A 15,096-nucleotide genomic window follows, 5' to 3' on the forward strand; every position below is an offset into this window, starting at 1 on the left:
ATATAAGTCACTTATGCAGCTGATGCAAGTCATAAGAAAGGTGGAGGTCGTGCAATTAATTAGCATAAAAAAACAACCAAAATTCCACAACTTATGAAACGGTCACCTATACACAACGCAGTAGTGATGGCAGCGCTGGCTATATATAGCGCTGGCATTCTCAGTTCCTGCAGTACGCAAACATCGAAGGCCGAAACCACCGCCTTGACAGACAAGGCGGCTACTCCCCTTGAGTTGCCCATCGTCAAAGCAGAGCTCACAGACGCCCCCCTTGTTCCAGCCCCTATCACCCGAAAGCACGCGGCTAAAGTTGTGGTGCAGTTGGAAGTGACCGAAGTCGTTAAAAAGATGGCCGATGGTGTGGACTACACCTTCTGGACCTTCGGCGGCTCCGTGCCCGGCAAGTTTATCCGAATCCGCCAGCATGACGAGGTGGAGTTTCACCTCATGAACCACCCTGACAGCAAAAACCCGCACAACATCGACCTGCACGCCGTAACCGGACCGGGCGGAGGAGCGGCCTCTACGTTCACAGCCCCTGGCCACGAAACGGTCTTTAACTTTAAAGCCCTGAACCCCGGACTATATGTGTACCACTGCGCTACTGCTCCCGTGGGCATGCACATCGCCAACGGCATGTACGGCTTGATCATGGTGGAGCCTGAAGAGGGACTTCCTGCAGTAGACAAAGAATACTACGTGATGCAGGGTGACTTCTACACCAAAGGAGCATTCGGAGCACCCGGCCTTCAACCGTTCGATATGGAAAAAGCCCTGGATGAAAATCCTTCTTACGTGGTGTTTAATGGCTCTGTGGGCTCCCTGACAGGAGACAATGCCCTTACTGCCAAGGTAGGTGAGACTGTTCGCCTGTTTGTGGGTAACGGCGGCCCTAACCTCATTTCCTCCTTCCACGTCATTGGTGAGATCTTCGATAATGTATATGCGGAAGGCGGTTCTACTGCCAACAAGAACATCCAAACAACTCTGGTACCGGCCGGAGGCGCTGCCATTACAGAGTTTAAAGCAGATGTTCCTGGCAACTATGTGCTGGTAGACCATTCCATCTTCCGGGCATTCAACAAAGGTGCCCTGGGTATGCTGAAGGTAGAAGGCGCGGAAGACAAGAAGCTGTATTCAGGCCAGATTGTACAGAAGATCTACCAGCCGGAAGGCTCTACGGTGCAGGAAATGCCCATGTCTAAAACCCCGTTAGCGGCCGTGGCCTCCAGCAAAGACATGCGGCTTGAACTAGGAAAGACACTGTATGCACAGAACTGCCAGGCTTGCCACCAGGCAGAAGGCCAGGGCATCAAAGGCGCCTTCCCTCCGCTCGCGAAGTCTGATTACCTGAACGCTGACGTGAACAGAGCCATCGGGGTAGTCGCCCACGGCCTGGAAGGCCAGATTAAAGTGAATGGCGAGCTCTACAACAGCACCATGCCAAAGCTGAAACTCTCAGACGAAGAGATCGCCAACGTGATGACCTATGTGTTGAACAACTGGGGCAACAAAGGCGGCGAGGTGACACCTGCCCAGGTACGGTCAGCGCAAGCCACTGCAAGCAGCCACTAAAAGCTTAAAATAATGCTCTCCAGACTACTGATAGTACTGATGATGGCTGGGGTCTGCTATAAAGCGCAGGCACAAAAGTCGTTGCCCCAAAACATGGTAAATGTAAAGGGCGGCACTTTTGTGCCCCTTTATGGTGATGAGAATGGGCCGGTGGAGGTACAGAGTTTTCTGCTGGATGCTTATCCCGTGACAAATGCCGAATACGCGGCCTTCCTGGAAAAGAACCCGAAATGGAATAAGGGGGAGGTAAAGAAGATCTTTGCAGATGAAAACTACCTCCGCCACTGGGCAAACGGGCAAAACATTGGTCCGGACGCCGGGAAAATCAGCAACAGCCCTGTCGTGAATGTGTCGTGGTTTGCGGCCAAAGCTTACTGCGAGTGCCAGGGCAAGCGCCTGCCCACCGTAGCGGAATGGGAATACACCGCCCTTGCCAGCGAAACCAAAGCCAACGCGGCGAACGATGACAAGTTCTACCAGCGCAGCCTGGACTGGTACAGCCAGCCGAACCCCAAGTACCTGCCGCCGGTGCAGCAAGGCTTCCGGAACTACTACGGCGCCTACGGCATGATTGGCCTGGTATGGGAATGGACACAGGACTTTAACTCTGCGCTGCTGATCGGTGAGTCCAGGTCAGATGCCAGCCTCGACCGCCAGCTGTTCTGCGGCTCGGGTTCCAGCGGGGCCAAAGACGTGAAAAACTATGTGGCTTTTATGCGCTACGCCTTCCGCTCCAGCCTGAAAGCGAACTACACCGTTGGCAACCTCGGCTTCAGGTGCGCCCAAAGCAAAAAAAACGCATCTATAAAGCCAGCTAAAAGGCCCGCTATTTAATTTTTGTAATCACTTACCAAAGCATTATGAAACGCTATCTCACTATCCCTATACTTCTTAGCCTGGCACTCACGGCCTGCACTTCAGACGAAAGTCCCAGTTCTGCCCCACCAGAAACAGCGGCCCACGCGGCGCACCTGACGGCCGGTGGCGCGGCAGGTCCTGAATCTCTGGGCACAGTAACAGACATGTCTTTATATAATCTGGAATCAGATTGGAAAACGCAGGCCGGGGAAAGCATCCGCCTAGTGAACCTGAAAGGGAAAGTGCAGATCGTGGCGATGGTATATACCAGCTGCACCTATGCCTGCCCCAGAATTGTGGCCGACCTGAAGCGCATTGAAACCTCGCTGGAGAAAGTAAAGCGGCAAGACGTGGGTATCGTGCTGGTAACAATGGACCCGGCCAATGACACGCCCGCACAATTAAAAACGTTTGCCGCAGCCAACAAACTGGAAGCTGACAGGTGGGTGCTCTTAACGGGTGAGGATGCTGCCATACAGGAACTCGCCGTGCTGCTCAACATGAAATACAAAAAAGCACCCAATGGCGATATCGCCCATTCTAACATCATCTCGGTGCTGAACGCCAACGGGGAAATCATTCATCAACAGGAAGGGCTGGGTGTGGAGCCCGATGAGACAGTGAAAGCCATAGAAGGATTGCTGCTCTAAGGTTAACCCCGGCTAATTGTTCTCCTGCAATCCCTCCTGACACCTATATATAAACGCCTTTATTTCTGATATATAAACGCCTTTATTTCTGAAGTGATATGAAAGGAAAATTACTACAAAAGCTGCTCCTGTCCGGGATGGGTGTCGTTATTATCCATACCTCCTCCCTGGCCCAGGTGTCGCTTACGGGGCAGATCAGGACGAGGACAGAGCTTCGGGATGGCCAGGGAACGCTTCCTGCCAAAGATGCCAAAGCCAGTTTCTTCACAACCCAGCGCACCCGTTTAAACTTAGGCTATGCGGCAGAGCGCTTCCGATTTTTAACCTCGGTGCAGGAGGTGCGGGTCTGGGGTTCCGATCAGTCCACGATCAGCAACCTGGAGGGGAGCAAGTTTTTCCTGCACCAGGCCTGGGGCGAACTTATCCTGAGTGACTCGGTTACCATAAAAGTAGATAATCTCTCTGTGAAAGCAGGCCGGCAGGAAATCATATATGACGATTCCCGCCTGCTGGGCAACCTGGACTGGCTGCAGCAGGCCAGGCGCCACGATGCCGTGGTGATCAGATTCAGCCACAAAGGCTGGATAGCGGACGCGGGATTCGCTTTCAACCAAAACCACGGACAGGACACGCCAAACAAGAGCGGCAGCCTATATAACGGTATTCCGACAGCACCTGTGGTGCCAGGTACCAACGGCATCGGCATGCTGTATAAGTCCATGCAATACGGTTACTTCGCCAGAACGGGAAAGCTGGGGAAAGCAAGTCTCCTTTTCTTTAAGGATGATTTCCAGAAAACGACGACGGTAGAGAACACAACCACCTTTGTTCCGGGTGTAAACAGCCGTGTGACTGTGGGCGCAGCCGTATTCGCCACCCCTTCCGAGCATATCAAACTAACCTCTGCAGCCTACTACCAGGGCAATCAGGACAAACTCGGGAATCCGCTGGAGGCATATAACGTCACAGCCGCCGCTGCTTTTAAGGTCTATAAATTTACAACGAATCCAGGATTTGATTTTCTCTCCGGCAACAACACTGCCAGGCAAGGAAAAGTAAACCGCCGCTTTGATCCGCTCTACGGCACGCCGCATAAATTCTGGGGCATGATGGACTACTTTTATGCCGCAGATCAGTTTGGAGTGGATGGCAGCCTCTCCCGCTCCCCCGGTTTGCTGGATATATACCTAAAGAACACTTTTGCGGCGAAAGAGAACCTGGTATTTACCTTAGACCTGCACGAGTTCTATGCTGGAAACAAGGTCGCTGCTGCAACGGAAGGAGCAACGGCAGAAAAAACCGCTGCAGGGCGTTTAGGCACAGAGATCGACTTTGTGGTAAATTATAATATCCTTAAGAACGTGAACATCGAGGCAGGCTATGCCACCATGCTCGGAACTACAACACTGGATTTGCTGAAAGCACCCGCTGCAAACAAACAGAACACAGGGCAGTGGGCTTACCTCATGCTGAACTTCGCCCCCGATTTCCTGGCCAAAGCCAATCCGGGAAAATAATGCTTCCAAGCCCGGGTTATTTATAAGTTAACTTTTCCTTCCCCTTCTTTCCGTGAAGCAGCAAATTGGGTAAAGTAGCTGGAGAATGCTTCAGCATCGCAACCTGAACATTAATTTTTGTATCACTATATATTTATTTGTTATTTATATAATATGTGATACTTTTGGATTTCTATTCCACTACTTCTACCATGAAAACAAACACCCCATTTTTAAAAACTAATCTTTTGTTCAGTTTCCTGTGCCTGGTTTTGTTACAAGCAGTTCAGGCACAGGACACTATCACCAAACGATCCGGGGAGAGTGTGCAGGCTAAAGTGCTGGAAATTACACCGGGCGAGGTGAAGTACAAGCGGTTCGACTTGCTGGAAGGCCCCACTTATTCTGTAGCCAAAGCAGATGTCTTGTTGATACAATATGAGAATAAGACAACCGAAGTGTTTGAACTTGCTTCTTCGGAGCCCGCAGATGTGACAGCTTCTACCCAGGCAGCGCCGCCCGTAGCAACCGGCGCTAACCTCTATGGGCAGGGCCAGATGGACGCGGGCAACTACTACCAAGGTTATAAAGGAGCGAGCACAGGCACACTGGCAGTAAGCCTTCTGTCGCCACTGGTAGGGCTTATTCCTGCCATCGCCTGCTCAAGCACTACTCCTAAAGACAAGAATCTCGACTACCCAAGCCACGAACGGATGCAAAACCCTGATTATGTGAATGGGTATAAGCAGAGTTCCCGCAAAATCAAGTCCCGCAAGGTCTGGACAAATTGGGGAGTTGCATTAGGTGTAAATATTGCGCTGGTGTATATGCTCTCCCAATAAATAGTTTCAGAATACCTTTACCCAAAGCAAAAGCGCAGTTCACAGGCTGCGCTTTTGCTTTTATATATATCTAAGATAAGGCTATTGCCCCTTTCCGCGCATCTGCTTTTCCATGGCGTCCCACATTTCCTGCGGGATCTGGTCGAAGGCGTTGAACTCGCCGGCGCCATACAGCCACTCCCCTCCGTCTATGGTCACCACTTCCCCGTTAACAAAGGCCGCATAGCCTGATACCAGGTAAGCAGCCAGGTTGGCCAGTTCCTGGTGTTCCCCGAATCGCCCGACAGGAATTCGCTTCACCGGGTCCAGCTTCTCGGCCAGCTGTTTCGGGAAAAGGCGCGTCCAGGCCCCCTCTGTCGGGAAAGGGCCGGGAGCAATTGCGTTGGAGCGAATGCCATATTTCGCCCACTCCGAAGCGAGTGAGCGCGTCATGGCCAGCACGCCCGCCTTGGCACAGGCCGATGGCACCACATACCCGGAGCCGGTCCAAGCGTAGGTTGTCACGATGTTCAGAATGGCGGCCTCCTGCTTTTGTTCTATCCAGTGTTTGCCAAGGGCAAGGGTGCAATTATAGCTGCCCTTCAGCACGATGTCTGTGATCACATCAAAGGCTTTAGGGCTCAGCCGCTCGGTGGGGCTCACAAAATTGCCGGCAGCGTTGTTAACCAGCACATCCACCCTGCCAAACCGCTCCAGCGTCGCCTGCAGCATGGCTTCAATCTCATTATATTTGCGCACATCGCACGCAACAGGCAGCACCTGCCCACCCGTCTCCTGCTCCAGCTCCTTCGCCGATGCCTCCAGCACGTCCAGTTTGCGGCTGCAGATGACGGCATTCGCGCCGAGTTCCAGGAAATATTTCACCATAGAGCGACCGAGGCCCGTGCCGCCCCCTGTGACGATGATAGTCTTGCCTTTCAGGGCGCCTTCTTTCAGCATTGGTTCTGCTTTGATCATTTCTTTTACCTTTAGGTGCTATGTAAGGAATAACGTAAACGTAATAAAACACGACGTATAAAATTAAATGAACAGCAGGATATAATCAGATGGATTTCGTATTCCTTTGAACCTAAATTGATATGAAGATGGACTTACAGCAAATAGAATCTGAACTGAAGCAGGCCGTGAACGGGCTCCTGATGCGGAGCGAAACCGACGAGCCTTTCGAATTTTACTATGATGAGCAGCAGGATGGCGAAGCGCTGAACGAGGACACCGTGCACAAACTGTCAGGCATGCCGGCGCAATACCCGATGGAGGTGGTGGAGCTGGATTACTTCTTCCGCAACCAGACCCGGGCGGCAGAAGAAACCCCGGAGGAGCTTGCACGGGCCGAGCGGTTCCAGCAGCTGCAGGCAAAACTGAAGGAACTGCTGCCGGACGTGAAAGTGTACCGCATCGGCGAGAACCGCATCACGGCCTTCATCCTCGGCACCACACAGGAGGGGAAAATAACAGGGTTGAAAACGGTGTTGGTAGAAACCTAATCTATTTATCCCCTTCAGGCGCGCTTGTTATATAGTGTTTATATATGACTGCTGCGTCTGGAGGCCATGTTTAATCATACATAAACTCAGGTTGCGTTTCGGTTACTTAGTCAAAGGTTGCCCCACGCCTGCCCCGCCAAGAAGGGCAGGCGTGGGCTATCGGTCATGAAAAAATTAACAAGACATATTGCAACTGTAGTTATATATAAATAGCGTGAAGGGATAAACGCTTCCGCAGGTAGACCTTCAGGTAGGCATTGTCTGCCAAAATTGTCTAAAAGTGATCCTGAAGCAGTTTCTCTACGGCTATGATCCCGCTGAGGCAAACACCCACTATGCCCTGCCCCGGATACACCGTATCGCCGCAGAGATAGGCACCCTGGTGATCGAGTCGGGCGTCTTTCATTTGCCAGGGTTTTATGTGGCGGAATTGCGGGTAGCCTCCCACGGCACCGTAGGCGCGCCCGGTCCAGAAAATCCAGGCACCAGGCGTGGCCGACTGCTGCAGCTTTATATGCTCGCGCTGGATGAGCCCCTGCTGTGCCAGGGCGTCCACGATTGCCTCCTCGATCACCGCCTTGTCCTGTATATGGTTTTGCTGCGGGTGCTGCACATGCGTACTGATGCTGGCAACCAACTCCCCTGCCGGCGCCCGTAGCCTGTCCTCGGGGTGGCTGAAGCTTATAAAGATGCTTTTGCTCCCGATTACCGGCAGCCCCCCCGGCACGTGCACCTGGTGATGCAGCACCGCCGGCGGCTTTTGCCCCTGCAGTACCAGCCCCATCGTAAAAGCCCCGTTCAAGTGCGCAGAGGGTAGGATGTGGCGCTTCAGGCGTCTCCGGGTAGCTGCCTCCTCAAAAAGCTCCAGCGTGTTGTTCAGGGGAACCCCACTGATAACGAACCGGCTCTCAAAAGACCCTTTGCCCGTGCTGACCTGGTATCCGCCCTCCATCCGGCTGATGCGCTGCACCTGCTGCCCGTACTTTATATCCCCGCCTTTTCGGGTTATATAGTCCACAACAGGTTTCACGAGATTGATCAGCCCGCCTGGCACATAGTAGTTGCTGTATAAGGTGTAGCAGAGAGCGGTGGCCCCGAACAGCTCATTCACCTCCTCTAAGTGGTTTTGCGCCGTGATCAGCAGCTGTTCGTTCACAAAATCGACAAATACCTGATTAGTATGCAGGTCGTACTGTAGCAGCACGTCCTGCATGGTGCGAAAAGCGCCCCTCAGGAGCCGTAGCTGCGCCGGCCGCACATGTGCCGCTGACAGCAAGAGGTCCTTTAGGTTTGAAAACGGAAAGCTCCGTTGCTGCAGCGACGTGCGCCACACCGCCTGGCTGACTTTGTAGCAGTGTTCCCAGAACGGCCGCTGGTTGTGCTTCCCGAAAACTCGTTCTGCCTCAGCAATCCATCTCTCCAGGCTTTTATACCGCGTCAGAACCTCTCCGCCTGCCAGGTGAACCTGCATAGAAGGCTCCAATTGCTGCACCGGCACCGTGATTCCCGTGGCATCGAGCAGGTAGCGCAGGGGCATGTCCTCATCCAGCCCCACCAGCGTCGTTGCGCCCGTTTCAAACCAGTAGCCTTTGCGCTTAAAGGAAGAGGCGCATCCGCCGGGGTACTTCGCCTGCTCCAGTACGCACACCTTCAGCCCGCGTTTTGCGAGCAGTGCCGCAGCGGTCAGTGAACCAAAACCGGAGCCAACCAGTAGGACATCGTACCTCATTTATCTGTTACTTTACAGCGGCTATCACAGCGCAACCGCCGCACCTTAAACAGCAGCGCCTTCTAATTGTTAATCCAGAAATCAGGGTAACTGAATTGTGCGTGTTGGTGTGGAGTCGATAGTGTATTGTACCAGCAAGTCAAAATGATGCCTATCAAATCAACTAAGTACTTCATCTGCTTTATATAAGAGGGATATACCACACGTATGGCAGGAACAGGATATATAGTTTAACAATATGAGTGAAAAAGAGAAGATCAGCATCATGGGCTGCGGATGGCTTGGTCTGCCATTGGCCGCGCAACTTGTAAAGGCCGGCTATGAGGTAAATGGCTCGACCACCTCCCCGGAAAAGCTGGAACTGCTGCAAACGGAAGGCATAAGCCCCTACCTGTTGAACCTGCAAAGGGAGGCATCGGATTCAGAGGCTTTACAGCATTTCCTTCAGTCGAAGGTGCTGGTCCTGAACATACCGCCGCACCTGCGCTCCGACGGGGGCGAAAGTTATCTGAAACAGATGCACCTGCTGGTGAAGGCTTTGGCCTCGTCTCCGGTAAACCGCGTGCTGTTTGTCTCCTCCACCTCCGTATATCCAGATCTGAACCGCGTTGTGACAGAGGAAGACATTGCGTTTACAGCGGAGCAGCAGCCGGAAAACATGCTGCTACAGGCCGAAAAACTGTTTCAGCGCGGGGACGGCTGGATGACAACGATCCTGCGTTTCGGCGGTCTGGTTGGGGAAAACCGTAAGCCGGGGCGCTTCCTGGCAGGCAAGAAACATGTTCCAAATGGGGATGCTCCGGTCAACCTGATACACCTGGACGATTGCATCCAGATCATATACCGCATCATTGAGCAGGAGAAGTGGGGGGAGGTATACCATGCCTGCGCCGATCAGCACCCGCTCCGCAGGGAATTTTACACACAGGCTGCCCATGCGCTTGGGCTCACACCCCCGGAATTTGACGACATGCAGGATACCCACTTCAAGCTCATCAACAGCCAGAAATTGAAAGATGCCCTGTCCTACTCCTTCCTTCACCCCGACCCGATGAACTTCTTTTAGTATCTTTGCAAATAGTTGTTGGTTGCTGCTGGCAGCAAGGTTAAGGTATAATTTGCACTTGATGTAGCAGATAATGCCGTTGGGTTGTTTCCTGAAACCTTCTGTACGAATAAGTTTTTAGATTGAAATACCAACAGCAGCAGGCATATGATCTTTTCTATCATTTAATATATAGCGCTTATCAAGCAACAAGCATCAACAAGCAAACCTACCGTAGTAGTGGTAGGTGGTGGGGCGGCTGGTTTTTTTGGGGCCATCACCTGCGCCCAATTCAACCCGGAGGCAACAGTGTTGTTGCTGGAAAAATCAGGGAAACTGCTCTCAAAAGTGCGGGTGTCGGGCGGAGGACGGTGCAACGTTACCCACCATTGCTTCGTTCCGACGGTGCTGTCGCAACAATATCCCCGGGGTGGCAAACAGCTGAAGGAGGCGTTCAAGCTTTTCGGGGCGCAGGAAACCATCGACTGGTTTGCGCAGCGTGGGGTGCCGCTGAAGGCGGAAGCTGATGGCCGCATGTTCCCGGTAACGGACAACTCTGAAACAATCGTCCACTGCCTGATGCAGGAAGCACAGCGGGTGGGCGTGCAGATCCGAACGGGGGCGGGTGTAGAACGCATCGCCGCCGAACCTTCAGGTAACGGACAGTCGCTTTTCAGCCTTAAGCTGAGCTCGGGCGAATGCGTTATGGCAAACAAGGTGCTGGTATGCACGGGCGGCAATCCGAAAACCCAGGGCTATGACTGGCTGCGGGAACTGGGGCATGCCATCCAGGAGCCGGTGCCCTCGCTGTTCACCTTTAATGTGCCCGCCTCCCCTTTAAAGGAACTGCAAGGGGTGTCGGTGCCGCGGGCGAAGGTGCGCGTGGCGGGCCAGAAACTGGAGTATGAAGGGCCACTGCTGATTACGCACTGGGGCTACAGCGGGCCCGCCGTGCTGAAGCTATCAGCCTGGGGGGCGCGTTTTTTCCATGAGCAGCAGTATAATTTCACGGCACTCATCAACTGGATACCGGACTTTACGGAAGAAACCCTTCGGGAGCACCTGCAGGCTTACCGGCAGGCACACCCTAAAAAGGTGGTGAGCGCCAACCCACTGTTCGGCTTGCCACAGCGTCTTTGGAAGGTCCTTGCCGCTCTGGCCGAAGTAGCTGCTGAAACCCGCTGGGCCGAACTGCCCGGCAAGAGCACGAACAAACTGGTGGAGGCACTGCTTCGCATGCCAATGGAAGTAAAGGGCAAGACAACGTTTAAAGAGGAATTCGTAACCTGCGGTGGCTTGGACCTCAGTTCGGTGCACATGAAAACAATGGAGAGCCGTGTGCAGCCGGGTCTTTACTTTGCGGGCGAGGTGCTGGACATTGACGGCGTTACGGGTGGGTTCAATTTTCAGGCTGCCTGGACAACCGGTTACCAGGCCGGAAAAGCAATGGCCGAAAGCCTCGCGTAGTCAGCATCCTATATGCACCATGGCAACTATTTTGAAAAAATAGCAGTACATCAGCATAACAGAAACTGAAACCTTGAAAACAAAACCTATAAAACTATGGCAATCAATAAAGAAATAGGATCAACCATACATCACCTCATCGAGCGTTGTAAAGACGGTGCCAAAGGCTACCTGACTGCTTCTGAAGACGTGGAGGACAAAGACCTGAAAGACCTCTTCAAGAAGTATGCCGTGCAGCGCGACAGCATGATTACAGAGCTGCAGGACCAACTGGTGAAAATGGGAAGCCTGGATGATGAGTCAAGCTCAATCGAAGGAACCGTGCACCGTGCCTGGATCGACCTGAAATCTGCGCTGTCCTCACGAGACAGAAGGCGTGTACTGGAAGAGTGCGAGCGCGGTGAGGATTACGCGGTAAAGGCATATAAGGAAGCACTTGACAAAGACCTGCCAGCCACCCTCAAGCAAATCGTTCAGCAGCAATACGAAGATGTGAAAAGGGCGCACGACCATATCCGGTCGCTGCGCGATGCGGCTAAAACGCATTAAATTGCATCCGTTATAAATCTGAAAGGGGGCTTCGGCTCCCTTTTTTTATGATCTTCTAGAGGCAGCATAAAAAAACAAGGGCAGCACCCGTCTGATGTTACCCTTGTGACGGCCAGCTGTCTCACAACAGCCAGCGTTAATCTTCCAACCTTTTTATGCTTATTTTTACGTCCTGCTGCTGCAGATGTTGCGCCAATTGCTTTGAAGCGGGCCAAAACAAAAAGGCCGACATTTGAAGCCGGCCTTTTCTATCAGTTTTAAAGCTTTTCACACCTTAACCCTGCATGATTATATATACGGGGGAGTAAAAAGAAAGTTATTTTTTTAGAATCTTCTTTTGCGGAATCCACCGCCGCCGCCGCCACGGTTTCTGTCACGGTCGAAGCCGCCGCCGCCTCTGCGATCACCTCCTCTGCTGTCGCCGCCGCGGTCTCTGTCTCTGAAAGAGCCGCCTCCGCCGCCGCGGTTCCTGTCACGGTCGAAGCCGCCGCCTCTGCGGTCGCCTCTGTCGCCGAAACCGGTGTCATCTCTGTCGCCACGGCCGCCTTCACTGCCAGCGCCTTTCTTCTGCGATTTCTCAACCACCACAGATCGGCCCTGGTATTCGATGCGCCCCAGGTTAGCAACTATCTCTGCCGTATACTCAGAGGGCACTTCCACAAAGCTGAACTTGTCATACAGGTCGATATCCCCTACCCTTCCGGCCGGTATGCTGGCGTTCTGGGCAAGCAGGTCGATCAGGTCTTTCGGATGCACCTGGTCTTTCTTCCCGATGGTGATGAAGAGACGGTCCATGCCATCCTTGGTAGCGCTGAGCCCTTTTTCGGCCTCGGCACCTTTCTCCTTCACTTTCGCCTCTTTCATGCTCATCTTCAGCAAAGCAGACGCCACGTCAAGCGGCGTATAGCCGTCTGTCTCGTTCACGAAACGCTCAATGCGGGCAACCTGCTTGGCGAGGTGGCCTTTCTCCAGCACTTCTTTCACCTTATCAAAGAAAAGAGTGGTGCGGATTTCATTAACATCTTCCAGGGAAGGAACCTGCTGCAACACAATTTTCGCTTTGGTAAAGCGCATGATGTCTTTTATCTTGTACCCGTCGGTACGGCCTCCAACAAAGGAGAACGCCTTACCAGACTTACCGGCACGGCCTGTACGGCCAATGCGGTGCACATATGACTCTTCGTCCTGCGGAAGGTCATAGTTAATGACAGCCTCCACGTTTTCCACGTCGAGGCCGCGGGCAGCCACATCCGTCGCCACCAATATCTCGAGGGTTCCGTTGCGGAACTTGCCCATCACATTGGAGCGCTGGTTCTGGTTCAGGTCGCCGTGCAGGGCATCAGCGAAATAGCCGCGGGCCTGCAGGCCGCCTACCAGCTCATCCACCATACGCTTGGTATTGCAGAAAATGATGGCGGACTTCAGGTTATACATGTCGATCAGGCGTGAAAGCACGTCCTGCTTCGCGCTGCTGCGCACCTCGAAATAAACCTGGTCGATGTTGGTCACGGTTAGCTCCTGGTGTACCACTTTCACGATAACAGGGTCTGTCTGGTAACGCTTCGTCATCTCCATGATCGGCTTCGACATGGTGGCAGAGAAGAAAATCGTCTGGCGGTCTTCGGGGATGCGCTCAAGCACAAACTCAATGTCCTCGCGGAAGCCCATGTCCAGCATTTCGTCCGCCTCGTCCAGGATGATCTTCTTCACGTTGTCCAGCACCAGGGTACCGCGCTGGATGTGGTCCATTACGCGGCCGGGCGTTCCGATCACGATCTGCACTCCCTGCTTAAGGGCGCGCAGTTGGCGGTCATAGGGCTGCCCGCCATATATAGGAACCACGCTGATGCCAGTCTTGTACTTGGCCAGCTTCTGGATCTCACCTGAAACCTGTATCGCCAGCTCACGCGTCGGGCACAGGATCAGCGCCTGCACCCTGCGGTCAGTCGGGTCAATCTGTTCAATGGTCGGGATACCAAAGGCGGCCGTTTTACCGGTGCCTGTCTGGGCCTGACCAATAATGTCTCTTCCTTCTAAAACTACCGGGATGGCTTGGGTCTGGATGGGAGAGGCTTCTTCGAAGCCCATGTCAGCGATAGCACGCTGTACTTCCGGCGAAAGCGGAAGCTCATCAAATCTAATTTTGTTCATCTAAATTACTTATATACTTCAATACCTGGTGCAGTCTGCTATTCAACCTTATCTCCGTTTGTAAGAGAGAGCGACTCAAAAACGATAAACAACCAGGTTAGCCTACAGTGGGAGTATCTAGTTATCAGTAATTCAGACTGTTCCAATTCTGCTGCAAAAGTACGAAATAACACTCATTAAAGCTAAAGATGCCGCGAATTAAAAAATATATATTTTTTGTACTGTTTCAAGAGCATTCCGGCAGAATAGGTAGTACTCCCCTTAATCATTATATTTTGTTAAGTTGGTGTGGATTAACAAAAAACTCGTAATTATATAATTATAAAATTTCTTTTAAAAATAGCAACATAGAACACGTTCACCCGTTACATCAACCAGTTTACCCGCTCTATAAGCACATATACAATAAATGGAACTAAATCACGATTTCTTTGCAAAAAGTTGCCGTAATTAATTATTCTAAAGCAAGCGACAGCAGCGAATGCCGCAAAGTTCAAGCGCAATAATTGAACACAATATAGCGCAATTATATGCTTTACCCATTTGTAGCCCTGACAGATATCCAGTTTGTGCTGTTTTTTTAACAGCTTGAGGTATAGACGCTACTGTTAATGCTTGATGAAAAAGAATGTAAAAGATATACCCTAACCCTTAACACCATTCCACATGCTACACTTCTCCAAAATCTCATCACACGGAAAAGACTTCAATCTCATCGCTTCGGGTGCGCTGGCGTTTAAAATCCACAACAAAATTCTGAAGGACGAAAGCTTTCAGCAGAATTCGAAAATCCATCGCAACATGCTGCTCGGAAGCGCTCCCGCAAAGGCCGTGAACAAAGATCGCTGCAATGTTTTCTATGTCATCCTCTCCGACCTGGACAAAACGAACATTGAATCGCTTTGCAGTATGATTTCACAGGAACGCGCTAAAGGAAGTTACGCCGTTTGCCAGGTGATACCGGCCTATTACAACGAGCCTTCGTTCAAAGCCCTTAAAACCCTGCGGCAGAATTTTGATGAAGTAATTGAACTGAGCAAATTTAACCTGGGCAACAGCAAGGCCCTCATGAGCGCGGAGCAACAGCAATGCCTGATCACAGAATACTCGCTGTCTATGGCCCGTATCATGTACCATGTTTGCGTCAATGACTCCACCGGTTTCAATCATCAGCCAACCGGGCAATTAGCGTACGCTAGTTAATTTATCAACTAAATCGATCAACACCGGGACATCAAAGCCTATGG

At 52.2% G+C, this 15,096-nt stretch carries 13 protein-coding genes; 10 read left to right on the forward strand and 3 right to left on the reverse strand.

The window, feature by feature from the left end:
- Positions 1-93: 93 nt before the first annotated feature.
- The 5 genes from nirK (at position 94) to ABD920_RS24440 (ending at position 5,421) form a co-directional block, all read left to right on the forward strand.
- Positions 94-1,575 (forward strand): copper-containing nitrite reductase, encoded by a 1,482-nt coding sequence (nirK, locus tag ABD920_RS24420; RefSeq protein WP_345163598.1) that lies wholly within the window; start codon positions 94-96, stop codon positions 1,573-1,575.
- Positions 1,576-1,587: 12 nt separating this feature from the next.
- Positions 1,588-2,409 (forward strand): formylglycine-generating enzyme family protein, encoded by an 822-nt coding sequence (locus ABD920_RS24425; protein WP_345163601.1) that lies wholly within the window; start codon positions 1,588-1,590, stop codon positions 2,407-2,409.
- Positions 2,410-2,435: 26 nt separating this feature from the next.
- Complete coding sequence (locus ABD920_RS24430) at positions 2,436-3,083, forward strand: SCO family protein (protein ID WP_345163604.1); 648 nt, start codon at positions 2,436-2,438, stop codon at positions 3,081-3,083.
- Positions 3,084-3,181: 98 nt separating this feature from the next.
- The gene (locus ABD920_RS24435) at positions 3,182-4,600 is read left to right on the forward strand and encodes an alginate export family protein (protein ID WP_345163607.1); all 1,419 of its coding nucleotides are present in this window, start codon (positions 3,182-3,184) and stop codon (positions 4,598-4,600) included.
- A 191-nt stretch (positions 4,601-4,791) separates the two neighbouring features.
- Positions 4,792-5,421, forward strand: coding sequence for a hypothetical protein (locus ABD920_RS24440; RefSeq protein WP_345163610.1), 630 nt, complete (start codon positions 4,792-4,794; stop codon positions 5,419-5,421).
- Between the two features lie 81 nt (positions 5,422-5,502).
- Here the strand turns inward: ABD920_RS24440 and ABD920_RS24445 are convergent, their stop codons facing one another.
- On the reverse strand, positions 5,503-6,378 hold the full coding sequence (locus ABD920_RS24445) for an SDR family oxidoreductase (RefSeq protein WP_345163613.1): 876 nt from the start codon (positions 6,376-6,378) through the stop codon (positions 5,503-5,505).
- 122 nt (positions 6,379-6,500) lie between these two features.
- Between ABD920_RS24445 and ABD920_RS24450 the strand changes: the two genes are divergently transcribed.
- Positions 6,501-6,908, forward strand: coding sequence for a nuclease A inhibitor family protein (locus tag ABD920_RS24450; protein WP_345163616.1), 408 nt, complete (start codon positions 6,501-6,503; stop codon positions 6,906-6,908).
- A 274-nt stretch (positions 6,909-7,182) separates the two neighbouring features.
- On the opposite strand, the gene ABD920_RS24455 is transcribed toward ABD920_RS24450, so the two are convergent.
- Positions 7,183-8,637: a phytoene desaturase family protein gene (locus ABD920_RS24455; RefSeq protein WP_345163620.1), complete on the reverse strand. Its 1,455-nt coding sequence runs from the start codon at positions 8,635-8,637 to the stop codon at positions 7,183-7,185.
- A gap of 238 nt (positions 8,638-8,875) precedes the next feature.
- Here ABD920_RS24455 and ABD920_RS24460 point away from each other — a divergent pair, with 238 nt between their 5' ends.
- From ABD920_RS24460 to ABD920_RS24470, 3 genes are all read left to right on the forward strand, one after another.
- The gene (locus ABD920_RS24460) at positions 8,876-9,703 is read left to right on the forward strand and encodes an SDR family oxidoreductase (RefSeq protein WP_345163623.1); all 828 of its coding nucleotides are present in this window, start codon (positions 8,876-8,878) and stop codon (positions 9,701-9,703) included.
- Between the two features lie 219 nt (positions 9,704-9,922).
- A complete protein-coding gene (locus ABD920_RS24465) occupies positions 9,923-11,149 on the forward strand; it encodes a BaiN/RdsA family NAD(P)/FAD-dependent oxidoreductase (protein WP_345163626.1) in 1,227 nt (408 codons plus the stop codon).
- Between the two features lie 96 nt (positions 11,150-11,245).
- Positions 11,246-11,698 carry a ferritin-like domain-containing protein gene (locus ABD920_RS24470; protein ID WP_345163629.1) on the forward strand — a complete coding sequence of 151 codons (453 nt, stop codon included), beginning with the start codon at positions 11,246-11,248 and terminating at the stop codon, positions 11,696-11,698.
- A 324-nt stretch (positions 11,699-12,022) separates the two neighbouring features.
- Here ABD920_RS24470 and ABD920_RS24475 read toward each other — a convergent pair whose 3' ends face one another.
- Positions 12,023-13,849 (reverse strand): DEAD/DEAH box helicase, encoded by a 1,827-nt coding sequence (locus ABD920_RS24475; protein ID WP_345163632.1) that lies wholly within the window; start codon positions 13,847-13,849, stop codon positions 12,023-12,025.
- Positions 13,850-14,515: 666 nt separating this feature from the next.
- Between ABD920_RS24475 and ABD920_RS24480 the strand changes: the two genes are divergently transcribed.
- Complete coding sequence (locus ABD920_RS24480) at positions 14,516-15,052, forward strand: hypothetical protein (protein ID WP_345163634.1); 537 nt, start codon at positions 14,516-14,518, stop codon at positions 15,050-15,052.
- Positions 15,053-15,096 lie beyond the last annotated feature (44 nt).

The sequence above is a fragment of the Pontibacter saemangeumensis genome, from assembly GCF_039541895.1.
Classification (GTDB): Bacteria; Bacteroidota; Bacteroidia; order Cytophagales; family Hymenobacteraceae; genus Pontibacter; species Pontibacter saemangeumensis.